We start from the raw sequence: 15,911 nt of genomic DNA, 5'->3' as shown, positions 1-15,911 counted from the left end.
CGACATGCGCACCGCATCCGCCGACCTGCACGCCGTCCGCACGATCACCGTGGACGGCTCGGACGTCTACCTCCGGGTCACGGCCAGCCCGGTCGACCTGGAGATCCGGTGGTCCCGCGACGGCGACCACCGGGTGGCGGGAAGTCCCGTGCTGTTCCCGGCGGGCGACCGCTCGCGCCGGTTGCTCGGCACGAACTTCCGCGCCGGCACCACGTTCTGCCTCGACGTCGTGGGGGAAGCGCGGCCGGACTGGTGCGGTGTCGTCGACTGGAACGTCTGACCTCCGGAAACGGCAACGGGGCGTGTCCGATGTGGACACGCCCCGTTCGCACGAACCGGCGGATCAGACGGTGACGCCACCGCCGACGGCCGTCGTGGACGCGTTGCCGAGCTGGACCTGCCCGGCGGCGTCGTTGTCGAGCTTGATGACCTTCTTGTTGCGGCGGTTGCGCTTCTCGAGGTAGGTGGCGAGCCACGTCAGCAACAGGCACAGTCCGATGTAGACCAGGGCGACCACGATCATCACCGAGATCATCGGACGGCCGAAGTTGACCGCGTCACCACCGATGCGCGTACCCCACCGCAGCAACTCCTCGAAGGTGATGAGGAAGCCGAGCGCGGTGTCCTTCAGCAGCACGACGAGCTGGCTGATGATGGTCGGCAGCATCGCCCGCAACGCCTGCGGCAGCAGCACGAACGTCATCACCTGGGTCTTGCGCATGCCCAGCGCGTACGCGGCCTCGCTCTGGCCCTTCGGCAGCGAGTTGATGCCGGCGCGGAAGATCTCCGCGAGCACCGAGCCGTTGTACAGCATCAGGCTGATCACGACCGCCGTGAACGCGCTCAGCTTCACCCCGGCCACGGGAAGGCCGTAGTAGAAGAAGAACATCATGATCACGAGCGGGATCGCGCGGAAGACCTCGACGATCACCGCCGCGGGAGCGCGCACCCAGGCGTGGTCGGACAGCCGAGCCGCGGCGAAGATCGCGCCGAACACGAGGGCCAGCACCGCGCCGACGGCGAACGCGCTGAGCGTGTTGGCGATCGCCTCGACGAGCGAGAGCTGGATCTGCTTGTAGTTGATCCAGTCGAGCCTGCGGGAGGTGAACTGGTCGGTGACGACGAACCTCATCACCACGTACACCAGCGCCGCGGCCACCGCCGCGATGCCGATGACGGCCATGATCTTGTGACGGATGCGGGCCTTGGGACCCGGGACGTCGAACAGCACCATGCTCATCGGGCCACGCTCCACCGCTTCTCGAAGACCTGCTGGACGTACGTCAGCGGCATCACGAGGATGACGAACCCGATTGCGACCCACACGAGTCCGACGAGGACGTTGTCACCCTGGTCCGACAGCTGCTCGCGGATGTTGCCCGCCTGGAAGACGGCGAAGCCCGACGCGACCGTCGTGTTCTTCAGCAACGCGATCATGGTGCTCGTCATCGGCGGCACCACCGACCGCAACGCCTGGGGCAGCACCACGCTGCCGAGCATCTGCGTGAACGTCAGGCCGAGGGCGCGGGACGCTTCCGCCTGGCCGACCGGCACCGTGTTGATGCCCGACCGCACGACCTCGCAGACGAACGCCGCCGTGTAGAGCGACAGCGCCACCACCGCGGCGGTGTACTCGTCGATCTTCAGGATCTCCAGCAGCGGGTACGCGAACACGAAGAAGACGAAGACCAGCGTCAGCGGCGTGTTGCGCAGGACCGTCACGTACGCCGTGCCGACACCGCGGAACACCGGCACCGGGCTGACCCTCAGCGCCGCGAGGAACGTGCCCAGCACCAGCGACAGCACCGCGGAGACGGCGAAGAGCTGGAGTGTCTGACCAAAAGCGCGCAGGAACAGATCTAGGTTGTTGGTGAGGACGCTCATCGGTTTCCTTGCCGTCCGTCCGCCTTCAAAGGAACGGCCGGTGGACCCACGTGGGATCCACCGGCCACGTGAGGAACCGTCAGTACCGGTCGATCTTCGGCTTCTCGGCGGACGAGCCGGACTTGCCCAGCGTGCCGTCGTAGATCTTCTGCCACGAGCCGTCGTCCAGCGACGTCTGCAGGATGTCGTTCACCTTGTCCCGCAGGGCCTTGTCGTCCTTCGGGAGGCCGATGCCGTACGGCTCGCTGGAGAACGTCTTGCCGACGACCTTCAGCTTGCCCTCCTCGGCGGCGGCGTAGCCCTTGAGGATCGCGTCGTCGGTGGTGACCGCGTCGACCTCACCGTTGAGGAGCTTGGTGACGCACTGCGAGTAGCCCTGGAACTCGAGGACGTTGCCTTCCTCGGTCAGCTTCTCGTCCTTGATGCGCTTGGCCGGCGTGGAGCCGGTCACCGAGCACACCTTCTTGCCCTTGAGGGTGTCCTTGCCGGTGATGTCGGTGTTGTCCTTCTTCACCAGCAGGTCCTGGCCGGCGACGAAGTACGGGCCCGCGAACGCGACCTTCTCCTTGCGGCCGGCGTTGATCGTGTAGGTGCCGACGTAGTAGTCGACGTCACCGTTGATCAGCGCCTGCTCGCGAGCGGCCGACTGGATCGTCTTGAACTGGATCTTCTCGGGGTCGAAGCCGAGCTTCGCCGAGACCAGCCGCGCGATGTCGATGTCGAAGCCGCTGTACTTGTTGGTCGTCGGGTCCTTGTAGCCGAGACCCGGCTGGTCTTCCTTGACGCCGACGATCAGCGAGCCGCGGGTCTTGATCTTCTCGAACGTGGGCGAGCCGTCGACCTTGACGTCCTTGGCGACCTCGAACAGGCCGGCGGGCGCCGCCGTGTCGGTCGGGCTGCCCTCCTTGCCACACGCGGTCAGGGCCAGTGCGCCCGTCAGCAGCACCGCCGCAAGGGTGCGAACCCTCATCGTCCTTCTCCTGCCATTCGTTCGAAAGTGGGCTGACTACTAGTGAGTCAGGATCTTGCCAAGGAAGTCCTTCGCGCGGTTGGACTTCGGGGCCGAGAAGAACTCTTCGGGTGTCGAGTCCTCGACCACCTCGCCGTCGGACATGAAGATCACCCGGTCCGCGGCCTTGCGGGCGAAGCCCATCTCGTGCGTGACGACCAGCATGGTCATCCCGTCCTTGGCCAGGCCCGTCATGACGTCCAGGACCTCCTGGACCATTTCCGGGTCGAGCGCCGAGGTCGGCTCGTCGAACAGCATCACCTTGGGCTTCATCGCGAGCGCGCGGGCGATCGCCGCACGCTGCTGCTGGCCACCGGAGAGCTGTGCGGGGAACTTGTCGGCCTGGTTCGCGATCCCGACCCGCTCCAGCAGCTCCATCGCGGTCTTGCGCGCGTCGGTGGCGGGCGTCTTGCGCACCTTCACCGGAGCGAGCATGACGTTCTCGACGATGGTTTTGTGCGCGAAAAGGTTGAAGGACTGGAACACCATGCCGACATCGGCACGAAGGCGAGCCAGTTCTTTTCCTTCGGCGGGAAGCGGCTGCCCGTCGACCTCGATGACGCCCGAATCGATCGGCTCGAGGCGGTTGATGGTCCGGCACAGGGTCGACTTACCGGAACCCGACGGCCCCAGCACGACCACGACCTGCCCCTTCGGCACTTCCAGCTGCACGTTCTTGAGCACGTGCAACGGGCCGAAGAACTTGTCCACACCCGCCACACGAATCATCGGCGGTGCAGAGGCGGCAGTCATCCAGTCCTCCATTTGGGGGTCGTCGGCGTTGGCGGAAACCTAGGTGTCCGCCACCACACCAGTCCAGGACATTGAGCAAGACTTAGGGTCTCAACTCTGTCACAGGCAGACATCGGTTGCCCGGGAGGTAGCGAAAGTGCGCGTGCTGCTCGTCGAGGACGACGACAGGGTCGCCGAGGCCTTGGTCCCAGCCCTGACCAGACGGGGTTTCCACGTGGACCGCCAGGCGACGGGCCGCGGCACGCTCGACCGCCTCGCCGGCGTCGACGTGGTGCTGCTCGACCTCGGCCTGCCCGACATGGACGGCGTCACCCTGTGCCGTGCCATCAGGGCCGCTTCGGACGTCGCGATCATCGTGGTGTCCGCGAGAGGAGAGATCGACGACCGGATCCTCGGCCTGCACGCCGGGGCCGACGACTACCTCGTCAAGCCTTACGACGTGGGAGAACTCGTCGCGCGCGTGCACGCCGTCCGGCGTCGCCGCGGTGCCGATCCGGTGGGTGTGGGCGCGGTGTCCACAGAGGTGTTCGAGACCGGTGACGTGCGCGTCGACCTGGGACGGCACGAGGTCACGGTCGCGGGGCAGTCGGTCGCCCTGTCCCGCAAGGAGTTCCAGGTGCTCGCGCTGGTGATGGCCGCGGGTGGCGCGGTGTGCACGCGCGAGCGGATCCTCGCCGAGGTGTGGGGCCGCACGTGGTCCGGTGCGAACCGGACGCTGGACGTGCACGTCGCCACGCTGAGGACGAAGCTGGGCAGGCCGTCGTTGCTGGAGACCGTGCGCGGCGTCGGATACCGGCTGGGGCAGGTGTGATCTCGATTGGGTGATTTCTCGTCAGCGTGTCGCGATCGGGTGGGGTGACGGCCTGTGAGATCCCGACTGCTGGGCGTGGTGCTCGCCCTGATCGTGCTGGTGCTCGTGGGCCTCGGTGTCCCGCTGGGCCGCAACGTGGCGGCCGCGGAACAGCAGGAGATGTTCCTCGACCGGCTCACCGACACGAGCCGGTTCGCGTCGCTGGCGCAACGGCCGTTGATCGACGACAGCCCGCACCTGATGCGCGCCGAACTGGAGCGCTACGACGAGCTGTACGACATCGGCGTGGCCGTGGTGGCCCGCGACGCGCCGACCGTGCCGCTGGTGGCCTCGCGCAACGACCTCGCGCTCGGTGACCCGGCCGTGCAGGACCTGATCAGCAAGGCGCTGGCCGGGCGCCTGCCGGTCGCACCGGAGCTGTTCGCGCCGTGGAGCGACGCCAAGGTCGTGCTCGCCGAACCGGTACTGGTCGACGGCGAGGTGCGCGGCGCGGTCATCACGTTCTCGCCGACGGCCAAGACCCGCTTCGAGGTGCTCGCGTGGTGGGCCCTGCTGCTCGCCGGAAGCCTGCTGGTGCTGGCGCTCGCGGTGCTGCTGGCGCTGCCGGTGGTGCGCTGGACGTTGCGGCCGGTGCAGGCGCTGGACGAGGCGACGGGCAAGCTCCTCGCCGCGGTCGTGTCGGGCCGGCCGGTGCCCCCGGTGGGCGCGGAGTCCGGACCGCCGGAACTGCGGCAGTTGTCGCGGTCGTTCGACCAGATGGCCGCGAACGTGAGCGATGTGCTTGCCGCGCAACGGGCCTTCGTCGCCGACGCGTCACATCAACTTCGCAACCCGTTGACGGCCCTGAAACTCCGGCTGTCCAACCTGGAGGGTCACGTCGACTCCGAGGCGGAGGTGCACCAGGTCGAGGCGCTGAGCGAGACCGACCGGCTCAACCGCATCCTCGACGAACTGCTCTCCATGGCGCGCGCCGAGTCCAGTTCCGTGGACCCGGTGCCGGTCGACGTCGACAAGTCCGTGGCGGCGCGGTTGTCCGCGTGGTCGTCGGCCGCGGCGGCGAAGGAGGTGCACCTCGTGCTCGACGGGGAACGGGTCGGCATGGCCCTCGTCCCGCCGCGCGGAGTCGAGACGATCCTGGACGCGCTGCTCGACAACGCCCTGAAGTTCACCGCGGAGGGCACGCTGATCGTGGTCGACGCCCGCAAGTCCGGCGGCGTCATCCGGCTCTCCGTCGCCGACCACGGGCCCGGCCTGCAGCCCGACGAGCTCGAGCGGGCCACCGACCGGTTCTGGCGCAGCCCGGCTCACCAGAACGTGCCGGGCTCCGGGCTGGGGCTCTCGATCGTGCGGCTGGTGGTCGAGCGCGTCGACGGCACCGTCGCCCTCGAATCCCCGGAGGACGGCGGCTTGAAGGTCGTGGTCACGCTGCCGGCCGTCTAGACCTTGGAGTCGCGGTAGTAGCGCATCGCTCCGTTGTGCAGCGGTACCGGTGACGTCTCGATCGCCGACCGCTGTTCGATCGTGCGCGCCGCCGAATGGGCCTTCACGAGCTCGGGCTGGCCCTCGAAGAGTTGCCGTACGAGCGCCTCGGCCACGTCGTCGGGCATCGACGCGTCCACGAGCAGGAAGTTGCGCACGACGAGGGTGATGACCGGTCCGGACTGCAGGTTGTAGATGGAGGCGGGCAGCGTCGCCGACCCGTACACCGGGTACTGCTGGCGGAACTTCGGCAGTTCGTCCTTCAGGTCGAGCATCCGCACGCCGAGCCCCTTGGTGAGGTCGGTGATCCTGCTGGTGGGCAGGCCGCCCGACCAGAAGAACGCGTCGATCCTGCCCTCCTGCATCGCCTGGGCGGAGTCGTTGAGGCTCAGGTTCACCGCCTGAGGTTTCACGTTCTCGGTCTGCAGCAGCCGGCTCGCGATGATCTCGACGCCCGACCCGGTCGCGCCGATCGACACGCGCAGTCCCGACAGCTCGCGCAGCTTCGTCACCGGGAGGTCGGCGCGGACGATGACCTGCAGGTAGTCGTCGTGCATGCGGGCCAGCGCACGCAACCGGGAAGCGCCCTCGACGCCCTCGACCGCGTCCGCCTGCGAGAAGCCGACCTGGGCCTGGCCGTTGACGAGCCGGGTGACGTTGTCCTTGGACCCGTCCGTGCGGACGACCTGGGGCCGCACGATGCCGAGCCGCCCGCTCCAGATGTCCGCCAGGCCGTTGCCCAGCGAGTAGTAGACGCCGCTCTCGCTGCCGGTGGCCATCGTTATCTTGATGTCCGACACCGTGCTGCTACAGCCCGTCAGGACCGTTGCGGCGGTCAGCAGGCTCACGGCGGCATGCACTCGTCCCAGCACCAGCGCATCGTGCCACGGGGGCGGTGCGCGGTTGCACCCGACGAAGGTCCTGCCTGGTCACGGTGCGGATGGGCCCGGCTTTGCGCGGTCCGCGAAACTCGGGCCACTGACCAGGGTTTATCGTGTTCGTGTGAGTACCGCGCAGGTTCGCAAGAGCTTCCAGATCCGCACGTTCGGGTGTCAGATGAACGTGCACGACTCCGAGCGGCTCGCCGGTCTGCTCGAAGACGCGGGCTACGAGCGGGCCACCGAGGCCGAGCAGCCCGACGTCGTCGTCTTCAACACCTGCGCGGTCCGCGAGAACGCCGACAACAAGCTGTACGGCACGCTCGGCCACCTCGCCCCGCAGAAGACGGCGAACCCCGGCATGCAGATCGCGGTCGGCGGCTGCCTCGCGCAGAAGGACCGCAGCGAGATCGTCCGGCGCGCCCCGTGGGTCGACGTCGTGTTCGGCACCCACAACATCGGGTCGCTTCCGGTGCTGCTCGATCGCGCCCGCCACAACTCCGAGGCGCAGGTCGAGATCCTCGACGCGCTGGAGACGTTCCCGTCGTCGCTGCCCGCCGCGCGCGACTCCGCCTACTCGGGCTGGGTGTCGATCTCGGTGGGCTGCAACAACACCTGCACGTTCTGCATCGTGCCGTCGTTGCGCGGCAAGGAGAAGGACCGCCGTCCCGGTGACGTGCTGGCCGAGGTGCAGACGCTCGTGGACGAGGGCGTGCTGGAGGTGACGTTGCTGGGGCAGAACGTCAACTCCTACGGCGTCGAGTTCGGCGACCGGCTCGCGTTCGGCAAGCTGCTGCGCGCCTGCGGTGAGATCGACGGCCTGGAGCGCGTGCGCTTCACCTCACCGCACCCCAAGGACTTCACCGACGACGTCATCGCCGCCATGGCCGAGACGCCGGCGGTGTGCCACAGCCTGCACATGCCGCTGCAGTCCGGTTCCGACCGCCTGCTCAAGGCGATGCGCCGCTCGTACCGCACCGACAAGTACCTGGGGATCATCGAGAAGGTCCGCGCCGCCATGCCGGACGCCGCGATCACCACGGACATCATCGTCGGCTTCCCCGGTGAGACCGAAGAGGACTTCCAGGGCACGCTCGACGTCGTGCGCCAGGCCCGTTTCTCGTCGGCGTTCACGTTCCAGTACTCCAAGCGCCCCGGCACTCCGGCCGCCGACCTGCCGGACCAGCTGCCCAAGGCCGTCGTGCAGGAGCGCTTCGACCGTCTCGTGGCGTTGCAGAACGAGATGACGCACTCGTTGAACATCGAGCAGGTCGGCCGCACGGTCGAGGTCCTCGTCGCCACCGGCGAGGGCAAGCGCGACGCCGAGACGCTCCGCATGAGCGGCCGTGCGCGCGACGGCCGTCTCGTGCACTTCGCGCCGGGAACGACGGTTCCGCGTCCGGGCGACGTCGTCGAGACGGTCGTGACGTACGCGGCCCCGCACTACCTCGTCGCGGACGGCGAACCGCTGTCGTGGCGCCGCACCAAGGCCGGTGACCGTTCCGAGGCCGGTATCAAGCCCAAGACCGCGGGCATCGGCCTCGGTCTGCCGTCGTTCGGGGCGCCCGAGCCCCTTCCCGCCGTCTCGGGGTGCGCGGCCCAGTGAGTGATGAGGACTTCTTGCGCAAGGAGATCGACGCCGTCGAGCACCAGGCGGCCAAGCGCATCGACCCCGGTACGGGCGCGCTGACCATCTCGATCGCCGTGCTGGCTCTGCTGGTGTCGCTGATCCTGCCGTGGGTCGGGGAGCACACGGGGCTGGCGGTCGTGCTCGGTGAGTCGGACCTGTTCCTGCCGAGGTTGTTCTCGTACCTCGCGCTGGGCGTCGGTGTGCTCGGCTCCGGCATCACGCTCGCGGTGCGGCGCTGGGGCCTCGCGTGGGTGTGCTCGCTGGGCCTGTTCGCGGGCTCGATCATCGGCGTGCTGTCGATCTGGACGCAGCAGACGACGACGAGCAACAAGACCATCGGTCCCGGCCCCGGCATCGGGTTGATCATCGCGGTGATCGCGGTGATCGTGCTCCTGGTGAAGTGGGTGAAGATCGCGGCTTCGCGGCCGCCCCAGCTGTGATGATTCCCGGCGCGCCCTCGATTCGCTGGGCGTGACGGATGCGGTGGACGGCAGCGCGAACACCACGCACAGCGGCCTCGGCGGTGACCGCGGGTCCGGTGCCGGCCGGCGACCGTGAAGCCGGTGCCGGTCCCCGCGACCCTGGTGGCGCCGCCACCTCCACCACCGCCGGCCCCGGCGAAGCCCGCGACCGACGGTCCGGGGTACCTGGTGCCAGCTCTCGCACGTGGCGTCCGGCCGTTGCCTGGGAACCGCGAACGACGGCTCGTACGAGAACGGCACCTGGCTCATCGTGTCGCTGTGCACGTGCCACGCCGACCAGAAGTGGCGCATTGCCCGCTAGAAACGCCTGAGGGCCCCTCTCCGCACGGGAGAGAGGCCCTGCAGGGCGTCACGAACTAGCGGGTCGCCAGCGCCTGCTCAGCGGCGGCGAGCCACTCGCGCCACTGGGCGGCCTGCGCCTCGGCCTGCTCCGTGCGGCGCTTGTCGCCCGCGGCACGGGCCTTGGCGGCCTGCGCCTCGAACTGCTCCACGCGCTCGCGGAACTGCGCGACCCTGGCCTCGGCCTCGGGGTCGGACCGGCGCCACTGGGCGTCGACCGCGCCGCGGACCCGCTCCTCGATGGCGCGGAGCTTGCCCTCGAGCTCGCGGATGCGCTCGCGCGGCACCTTGCCGATCGCGTCCCAGCGCTCCTGGAGCTTGTAGAGAGCGTTGCGCGCCGCCTCGAGGTCGCCCGACGGGTCGATGGCCTCGGCCTCGGCGAGCAGCTCCTCCTTCAGCTTCGCGTTGGCCGTGAACTCGGCGTCACGCTCGCTGAACGCCTCGGAGCGCTTCTGGAAGAACGCGTCCTGCGCGGCCCGGAAACGCTGCCACAGCGCGTCGTCGGCCTCCTTGGGCGCACGCCCGGCGGCCTTCCACTCGACCATCAGTTCCTTGTAGCGAGCGGCCGTGGGGCCCCAGTCGTCGGAGTCGACGAGCTTCTCGGCCTCTTCGACCAGCGACTGCTTGGAGGACTTCGCCACCGTGCGCTGGCGGTCGAGGTCCGCGAAGTGCGAGCCGCGACGGCGGTTGAACGCGTCGCGCGCCTTCGAGAACCGGCGCCACAGCTGCTCGTCGGTCTTGCGGTCGACGCCGCGGATGGTCTTCCACTCGTCGAGGATCTGGCGCAGCCGGTCGCCCGCGACCTTCCACTGGGTCGACTCGTTCGCGATCGACTCGGCCTCGTCGACCAGCGCCTGCTTGCGCGCCACGGACTGGGCTCGGGCGGCCTCCTTGGCTTCCTTCGCCTTCTCCATGCCGGCCTCGGCCTGGAGAAGCACGTACTCGACGCGGGCGGCCAGCGCCTTGAGGTCACCGACGACGGCGGCCTCGGCGAGCTGCTCCTTGACGTGCTTCGCGCTGGTCAGGGCGTGCTTGGGGTCACCGGCGCCGGACTTGAGCCGCGACACGAGCAGCTCGACCTCGGTGCGCAGGTCGTCGAAGCGCCGCGCGAAGTGCGCGAGGCCCTCGACCGGCTCACCGGCCTGCCACGACCCGACAGCACGTTCGCCGTCCTCGGTCTTCACGTACACGGTGCCGTCGGCGTCCACGCGCCCCCAGCGGTCAGGGTGGTCCGACGCCACGGGGACGGCCGGAGGCGTCGCCTGCGCGGTCTCCTTCGGCGTTTCCTCGACCACACCCTCGGCTACGACCTCCACGGGGGTGGCCTGGGCCACGGCCTCCGGTGTGCTGTCCTGCTCCGACATCGCCGGTTCCTCCCATCTGACGCCCGTGCCTGCCACGGGCGCCCCGCCGTTGGCGGGGCCGATGCAATACGGGCGCTGGAGGGTCTCTCGTCCCCAGTTCCCCGCGCGCATTCAAACAGGTCAGAGCTCGACTCGGTACTGGGAGTCCACGATAGGTAGCCTCGTTCGTTGTGATCACCCGCGCTGTGGTGGTGCCGCACCCACCCCTCCTGGTGCCAGAACTGGTCGTGGGAGCCGCCCTCGAGACCGAGCCCGTGCGCGCCGCAACCCTTGCCGCAGCAGGAAAACTGCCCGGTCCGTGGGTCGCGGTGGCGGTGGGTGATGGTGATCGTGCTACGTACGTGCCCCCGTTGTCGGGAACATTCCTCGGTTATGGGGTCGATCTGCCGGTGTCACTCGGCGGTGACCTGCCGCCGGATGCCGACGTTCCGTTGCCCGTGCTGGTCACCGCGTGGCTGCGCGAACGCTGCGGAGTCGAGGTGTCACGCGTTGAACTCGTTCCCCGTGATTTGCCCGTTTCCGGCTGTGTCTCGTTTGGACGACAACTGGCGGCGGAGGACTGCGGCCTGCTGATCCTCGGTGACGGCTCCACCCGCCACGGCCCCCGCTCACCCGGTTCCGACGACGAGCGTTCGGGACCTTTCGACGCTTTGGTCCACACTTCGCTGGCCACCGCCGACGTGGACGGCCTGCTCGGCCTCGACCTCGACCTCGCCCGCGAGCTGGGCGCGCAGGGCCGCGCGGCGTGGCAGGTCCTCGCCGGCGTGCCCGGACCGTGGCGCTGCTCCGGAGCCGAGTTCTTCGCACCGTTCGGCGTGGGCTACCACGTCGCAGTCTGGGAGCGCCCTTGATCACGCCCATCGCCGTCGTCGGACCCACCGCGACCGGCAAGTCCGACCTGGCCGTCGCGCTCGCGGAGCGGTTCGGCGGAGAGGTCGTCAACGCGGACGCCATGCAGCTCTACCGCGGCATGGACATCGGCACGGCGAAGATGCCCGTCTCCGAGCGCCGGGGAGTGCCGCACCACCTGTTCGACGTCCTGTCCGTCACCGAGACGGCGTCCGTGGCCGCCTACCAGCGGGAGACGCGGGCCGTCGTCGAGGACCTGCTCGCGGCGGGGCGCCCGCCGATCCTCGTCGGTGGTTCGGGGCTCTACGTGCAGGCGGTGCTCGACGACCTGAAGTTCCCCGGCACCGACGACGCCGTGCGCCTGCGTTTCGAGGCCGAACTGGCCTCTGAAGGGTCCGAGGCGTTGCATCGGCGCCTGCAAGAGCTCGACCCGGCCGCCGCGATCGCGATCCTGCCGTCCAACGGCCGTCGCATCGTGCGCGCGCTGGAGGTCATCGAGCTGACGGGGCAACCGTTCTCGGCGAACCTCCCCAAGCCCGGCCCCGCGCGCTACGGCACCGTCCAGATCGGCGTCGACCGCGAGGTGTCCGAACTGGACGCGCGGGTCGACCTGCGGGTGGACCAGATGTTCGCCGATGGCCTGGAAGCCGAGGTGCGCGCCCTCGTCCGGATCGGGCTGCGTGACGGCAAGACCGCCTCACGCGCTCTGGGCTACCAGCAGGTGCTGTCCGCAATGGACGGAGCCTGCACGATCGACTTCGCCGCGGAGGAGACCAAACGCGCCACCCGCCGGTTCGTGCGCCGGCAGCGGTCGTGGTTCCGGCGTGACCAGCGCATCACCTGGCTCGACGGTGCTCGCCCGGACCTCGTGGACGCCGCCGGTAGCCTTGTGCCGTGGAGTTCGTGAAGGGGCACGGCACGGAGAACGACTTCGTCGTCCTGCCCGACCTCGATGACCAGCTGGACCTGACCGTCGCTCGGGTGCAGGCGTTGTGCGACCGGCAGCGCGGCCTGGGGGCGGACGGCGTGCTGCGCGTCGTGCGCGCCGATGTCGAGTCCGGGGCCGAGTGGTTCATGGACTACCGCAACGCCGACGGCTCCATCGCCGAGATGTGCGGCAACGGCCTGCGCGTCTTCGCCCGCTACCTGGTCGACGCGGGCCACCAGCCGCAGGGCTCGTTCGTCGTCGCCACGCGCGCGGGCAACAAGACGGTCACCACGCACCCGGACGGCTCCGTCACGAACGACATGGGCCCCGCGCGGGTCACCGGCACGTCCATCGCCGCGGTCGGCGGCGCCGGCATCGGCGGCTTCGCGGTCGACGTCGGCAACCCGCACCTGGCGTGCGTCACCGACGTCCCGGTCGACAGCTTCGACCTGACCGTGCCGCCCGGCTTCGACCCGTTGATGTTCCCGCACGGCGTGAACGTCGAGCTCATCAACGTGCTCGATCCCGAGTCGGCTCGCGGTGGCGCGTTGCGCATGCGCGTCTACGAGCGCGGCGTCGGCGAGACCCGCTCGTGCGGCACCGGCACGGTCGCGTGCGTCGCCTCCTGGCTCGCGGGCCAGGGCAGGACCACCGGCTCGGCGACCGTCGACGTCCTCGGGGGTCAGGTGTTCGTGACCATCGAGCCGACGACGTCGACGCTTACCGGACCTGTCGTGCTCGTCGCCCGCGGAGAACTCGACAAGTCATGGTGGGACGCCCTCGCGTAACTGATATCCGATATATCGATTCGAACCGACATATCAGTTGAGCCGGTAGATCTCGATCTTCCCGAGCCTCTCCGGCTTGACCACGCTCGGGTTCGAGTCCGGGGCCGTCAGGCACACGAGGTGGTCGTCGACGACCGCGACGGCGAACACCGTCTGCGTCGTCTCGACCCGGTGCGTGATCTTGCCGCCCTCGGTCACCCGGAACGCCGCCGGCTGCAACGCCGGCGCCACCCACACGCCGTCCCCGTCGCCCGCGATCCCGTCCGGTGCGATCCCGAACTCCTTCACATCGGCCCACACCCTGCGGTTTTGCAACGATCCGTTGCGGTCGACCGAAAACGAAGTGAGTTGGAATGCAACGGTCTCGGCGACGACGAGGATGGTGCCGCTCTCGGACTCGCCCGTCGGGTCGGGCAGCAGCGCCATGCCGTTCGGGAACTTGAGGTCCTCGGCGACGACGCTGACGGAGCCGTCGGGCTGGACGAGCGCGAGCGCGGCGCCCTGCGGGTCGAAGTCCGGTTCGAGCAGTCGCGGGATGCCGACGTCGTCGATCAGGCCGTGCAGGTCGAAGCCGAAGTTGCCGACGTACGCGCGGCCCTCGGCGTCCACGAGCATGTCGTTCGCGTGGAAGGTGGCGATATCCGACAGGTCGGCGTGCAGGACGAGGTCGTCGCCTTCGAGGCGGCGGACAGTCCGGTCGAGCATCGACACGACGAGCAGGCGTCCGTCGGGCAGCCAGCCGAGGCCTGAGGGCTGGCCGTCGAAGGCGACGACGACCTCGTCCTCGCCGGTCGTCAGGTCGAGGGCGTGCACTTCGCCCGCGTAGAAGTCGGAGTAGAAGAGGCGGCCGTCGGGGCCGCGTCGCGGTCCCTCGCCGAAGTGGAGACCGTCCCGCAGCACCGTGGTGTCAGCCATGGGCCTCGACGCTAGCCGGGGCCGGCAGGTCGCGCATAGACCGCAACGGCGAGAACAGCACCCATCCCATCCCGGCCACCGAGCCGATGAGCGAGACCCACAGCGTCGGCACGATCCCGATCCACGAACCGAGCCCGCCGCCCAGCAGCGCGCCCAGCGGTGTCGCGCCCCAGACCACCCAGCGGATCGAGGCGTTCATCCGGCCCAGCAGGTGGTCGGGGCAGATCGCCTGCCGGTAGCTCACCTGGCCGACGTTGTAGACGACGACGCCGAACGCGCTGACCGCGAGCCCCGCCATCGCGAACACGATGCCCCAGCCCGGCTCGGTGAACGGCATCAGCAACACGAACGGCCAGGTCAGCACCGGTACGAGCCAGATCAGCCTGGCCTGTCCGATCAGCACGCCGAGCCGGTGCGCGACCATCGCGCCGAGCACGCCGCCGACACCGCTCGCGCTGAAGACCAGACCCGCCGTGCCCTCGTTCAGCCCGGCGACCCGCAGCAGGAACAGCACGCTGACGGCGTTCTGGATGCCGTGGAAGAAGTTCGACGTGCCGGTGCAGGCCACGATCTTGCGCAGGGTGGCGTTGCCGAAGACGAACCGCAGCCCCTCCATGACCTCGCGGCGCAGGTGCGGGTCGGGGTGGCGTTCCGGCACGGACTCCGCGGTCCTGATCCGGAACAGGAAGAACGCCGAGCTCAGGTAGCCGAGGCCGGTCGCGAGCACGCCGTTGGCCGCGCCGAGGAACTGCGCCACGTAGCCGCCGATCGCCGGTCCCGACACCTCGGCCACGGACATGCTGGCCTGCAGTTTCGAGTTGCCTTCGACGAGCTGGTCGCGTCCCACCAGAGACGGCAGGTACGACTGGTAGGCGACGTCGAAGAAGACCGTGCACACGCCGATCGCGAGGCTCACGACGATCAGCTGCGGCAGGTCGAGGACTCCCAGCCACCACGCGAGAGGCACGCTCAGCATCAGCGCGGCGCGGGCGACGTCCATCGCGATCATCAGCGGCTTGCGGCGCATCCGGTCGACCCAGACGCCCGCGGGCAGTCCGATCAGCAGGAACGCGACCGTGCTCGCCGCGGCGAGCAGGCCCATCTCGAACGGTGTCGCGTTCAGCACACCGGCCGCGAGCAGCGGTATGACCGTGATGCCGACGCTCGCGCCGAACTGGCTGATGGTGTCGCCGATCCACAGCCGGCGGAAGTCGTGATGCCCCCAAAGCGCCATGCCGAGGAGTCTGCGCTGAGTGATTGGAAACTGTCAATCACTTAGACTGGGCTCGTGCCACTCTCCCGAAAACGACGTCCCGCGACGAGCGAGGAAGCCGCCGCGCTGAGCTCTGACCTGCGGCTGCGGATGATCCGCATGACGTTCGACCGCCCGCTCACCAACAAGGAGCTGGCGCAGCGGCTGGGCAAGGACCCCGCCACGACGCTGCACCACGTGCGCAAGCTCGTCGCCGCGGGATTCCTGGAGGCGATGCCGGCCCGCGCGGGCAATCGGGGAGCGAAAGAGATCCCCTATCGGTCGACAGGGCTGTCGTGGCAGCTCGACAACAGCGAAAATGTGGTCGCCGTCGGCGAGGCGATGCTGCACGCTTTCCTCGGCGAGGTTGCCGACATCGGGCTCAGTGACGTGGATCAGAGCCGTCTGGTCGTCACCGTCGACCCCGAGGAACTAAAGCAGAGGCTCGCGTCGTTGATGGATGAGCTGGCCGCACAACCGGTCAAGCCGGATGTTCCCCGTGTGGCGATCTACCTCGCGGTGTATCCGGGGGACTAACTGTCCGTGGGAC

17 protein-coding genes are annotated in these 15,911 nt (G+C 69.1%); 9 read left to right on the top strand and 8 right to left on the bottom strand.

The window, feature by feature from the left end:
• Positions 1 to 4: 4 nt before the first annotated feature.
• Positions 5 to 280 (top strand): hypothetical protein, encoded by a 276-nt coding sequence (locus AB0M48_RS41010; RefSeq protein WP_363853290.1) that lies wholly within the window; start codon positions 5 to 7, stop codon positions 278 to 280.
• A gap of 63 nt (positions 281 to 343) precedes the next feature.
• Here AB0M48_RS41010 and AB0M48_RS41005 read toward each other — a convergent pair whose 3' ends face one another.
• The 4 genes from AB0M48_RS41005 to AB0M48_RS40990 form a co-directional block, all read right to left on the bottom strand.
• Complete coding sequence (locus AB0M48_RS41005) at positions 344 to 1,240, bottom strand: amino acid ABC transporter permease (protein WP_363853287.1); 897 nt, start codon at positions 1,238 to 1,240, stop codon at positions 344 to 346.
• A complete protein-coding gene (locus tag AB0M48_RS41000; protein ID WP_319984309.1) occupies positions 1,237 to 1,884 on the bottom strand; it encodes an amino acid ABC transporter permease in 648 nt (215 codons plus the stop codon). Before AB0M48_RS41000 ends, AB0M48_RS41005 begins: the two co-directional genes overlap by 4 nt.
• Positions 1,885 to 1,963: 79 nt before the next feature.
• Positions 1,964 to 2,854, bottom strand: a complete 891-nt coding sequence (locus tag AB0M48_RS40995; protein ID WP_363853284.1) for a glutamate ABC transporter substrate-binding protein — start codon at positions 2,852 to 2,854, stop codon at positions 1,964 to 1,966.
• A 39-nt stretch (positions 2,855 to 2,893) separates the two neighbouring features.
• Positions 2,894 to 3,622 (bottom strand): amino acid ABC transporter ATP-binding protein, encoded by a 729-nt coding sequence (locus AB0M48_RS40990; RefSeq protein WP_363853385.1) that lies wholly within the window; start codon positions 3,620 to 3,622, stop codon positions 2,894 to 2,896.
• Between the two features lie 160 nt (positions 3,623 to 3,782).
• Here AB0M48_RS40990 and AB0M48_RS40985 point away from each other — a divergent pair, with 160 nt between their 5' ends.
• Together AB0M48_RS40985 and AB0M48_RS40980 are read left to right on the top strand one after the other, a co-directional pair.
• Positions 3,783 to 4,457, top strand: a complete 675-nt coding sequence (locus AB0M48_RS40985) for a response regulator transcription factor (RefSeq protein ID WP_363853281.1) — start codon at positions 3,783 to 3,785, stop codon at positions 4,455 to 4,457.
• Positions 4,458 to 4,511: 54 nt separating this feature from the next.
• Positions 4,512 to 5,897 carry a HAMP domain-containing sensor histidine kinase gene (locus AB0M48_RS40980; protein ID WP_363853278.1) on the top strand — a complete coding sequence of 462 codons (1,386 nt, stop codon included), beginning with the start codon at positions 4,512 to 4,514 and terminating at the stop codon, positions 5,895 to 5,897.
• On the opposite strand, the gene AB0M48_RS40975 is transcribed toward AB0M48_RS40980, so the two are convergent.
• The gene (locus AB0M48_RS40975; protein ID WP_363853275.1) at positions 5,894 to 6,808 is read right to left on the bottom strand and encodes a TAXI family TRAP transporter solute-binding subunit; all 915 of its coding nucleotides are present in this window, start codon (positions 6,806 to 6,808) and stop codon (positions 5,894 to 5,896) included. The genes AB0M48_RS40980 and AB0M48_RS40975 overlap by 4 nt on opposite strands.
• 130 nt (positions 6,809 to 6,938) lie before the next feature.
• On the opposite strand from AB0M48_RS40975, the gene miaB reads away from it, so the two are divergent.
• Together miaB and AB0M48_RS40965 are read left to right on the top strand one after the other, a co-directional pair.
• A complete protein-coding gene (gene miaB, locus AB0M48_RS40970; protein ID WP_363853272.1) occupies positions 6,939 to 8,420 on the top strand; it encodes a tRNA (N6-isopentenyl adenosine(37)-C2)-methylthiotransferase MiaB in 1,482 nt (493 codons plus the stop codon).
• The gene (locus AB0M48_RS40965) at positions 8,417 to 8,884 is read left to right on the top strand and encodes a hypothetical protein (RefSeq protein WP_363853269.1); all 468 of its coding nucleotides are present in this window, start codon (positions 8,417 to 8,419) and stop codon (positions 8,882 to 8,884) included. Before miaB ends, AB0M48_RS40965 begins: the two co-directional genes overlap by 4 nt.
• Before the next feature lie 398 nt (positions 8,885 to 9,282).
• Here AB0M48_RS40965 and AB0M48_RS40960 read toward each other — a convergent pair whose 3' ends face one another.
• A complete protein-coding gene (locus AB0M48_RS40960) occupies positions 9,283 to 10,629 on the bottom strand; it encodes a DUF349 domain-containing protein (protein WP_363853266.1) in 1,347 nt (448 codons plus the stop codon).
• Positions 10,630 to 10,799: 170 nt separating this feature from the next.
• Between AB0M48_RS40960 and AB0M48_RS40955 the strand changes: the two genes are divergently transcribed.
• Genes AB0M48_RS40955 through dapF form a run of 3 tightly spaced genes read left to right on the top strand, consistent with a single transcriptional unit; the run spans position 10,800 to position 13,194 of the window.
• Positions 10,800 to 11,480, top strand: a complete 681-nt coding sequence (locus AB0M48_RS40955; RefSeq protein WP_363853263.1) for a hypothetical protein — start codon at positions 10,800 to 10,802, stop codon at positions 11,478 to 11,480.
• Positions 11,477 to 12,385, top strand: a complete 909-nt coding sequence (gene miaA, locus AB0M48_RS40950) for a tRNA (adenosine(37)-N6)-dimethylallyltransferase MiaA (RefSeq protein WP_363853260.1) — start codon at positions 11,477 to 11,479, stop codon at positions 12,383 to 12,385. Before AB0M48_RS40955 ends, miaA begins: the two co-directional genes overlap by 4 nt.
• Positions 12,373 to 13,194, top strand: coding sequence for a diaminopimelate epimerase (gene dapF / locus AB0M48_RS40945; RefSeq protein WP_363853257.1), 822 nt, complete (start codon positions 12,373 to 12,375; stop codon positions 13,192 to 13,194). Before miaA ends, dapF begins: the two co-directional genes overlap by 13 nt.
• 33 nt (positions 13,195 to 13,227) lie before the next feature.
• Here dapF and AB0M48_RS40940 read toward each other — a convergent pair whose 3' ends face one another.
• Positions 13,228 to 14,109, bottom strand: a complete 882-nt coding sequence (locus AB0M48_RS40940) for an SMP-30/gluconolactonase/LRE family protein (RefSeq protein ID WP_363853254.1) — start codon at positions 14,107 to 14,109, stop codon at positions 13,228 to 13,230.
• Complete coding sequence (locus tag AB0M48_RS40935; protein ID WP_363853251.1) at positions 14,102 to 15,343, bottom strand: MFS transporter; 1,242 nt, start codon at positions 15,341 to 15,343, stop codon at positions 14,102 to 14,104. The genes AB0M48_RS40940 and AB0M48_RS40935 overlap by 8 nt, the downstream gene beginning before the upstream one ends.
• 54 nt (positions 15,344 to 15,397) lie before the next feature.
• Here AB0M48_RS40935 and AB0M48_RS40930 point away from each other — a divergent pair, with 54 nt between their 5' ends.
• Positions 15,398 to 15,898, top strand: a complete 501-nt coding sequence (locus AB0M48_RS40930; protein WP_319984321.1) for a winged helix-turn-helix domain-containing protein — start codon at positions 15,398 to 15,400, stop codon at positions 15,896 to 15,898.
• The last annotated feature ends 13 nt before the right edge of the window (positions 15,899 to 15,911 follow it).

Origin of the sequence: Lentzea sp. NPDC051208, assembly GCF_040682435.1 — a bacterium.
GTDB classification, from domain to species: Bacteria; Actinomycetota; Actinomycetes; order Mycobacteriales; family Pseudonocardiaceae; genus Lentzea; species Lentzea kristufekii.
Note: the sequence above shows the minus strand (reverse complement) of the source record. Positions and strands in the feature narration are given on the sequence as shown.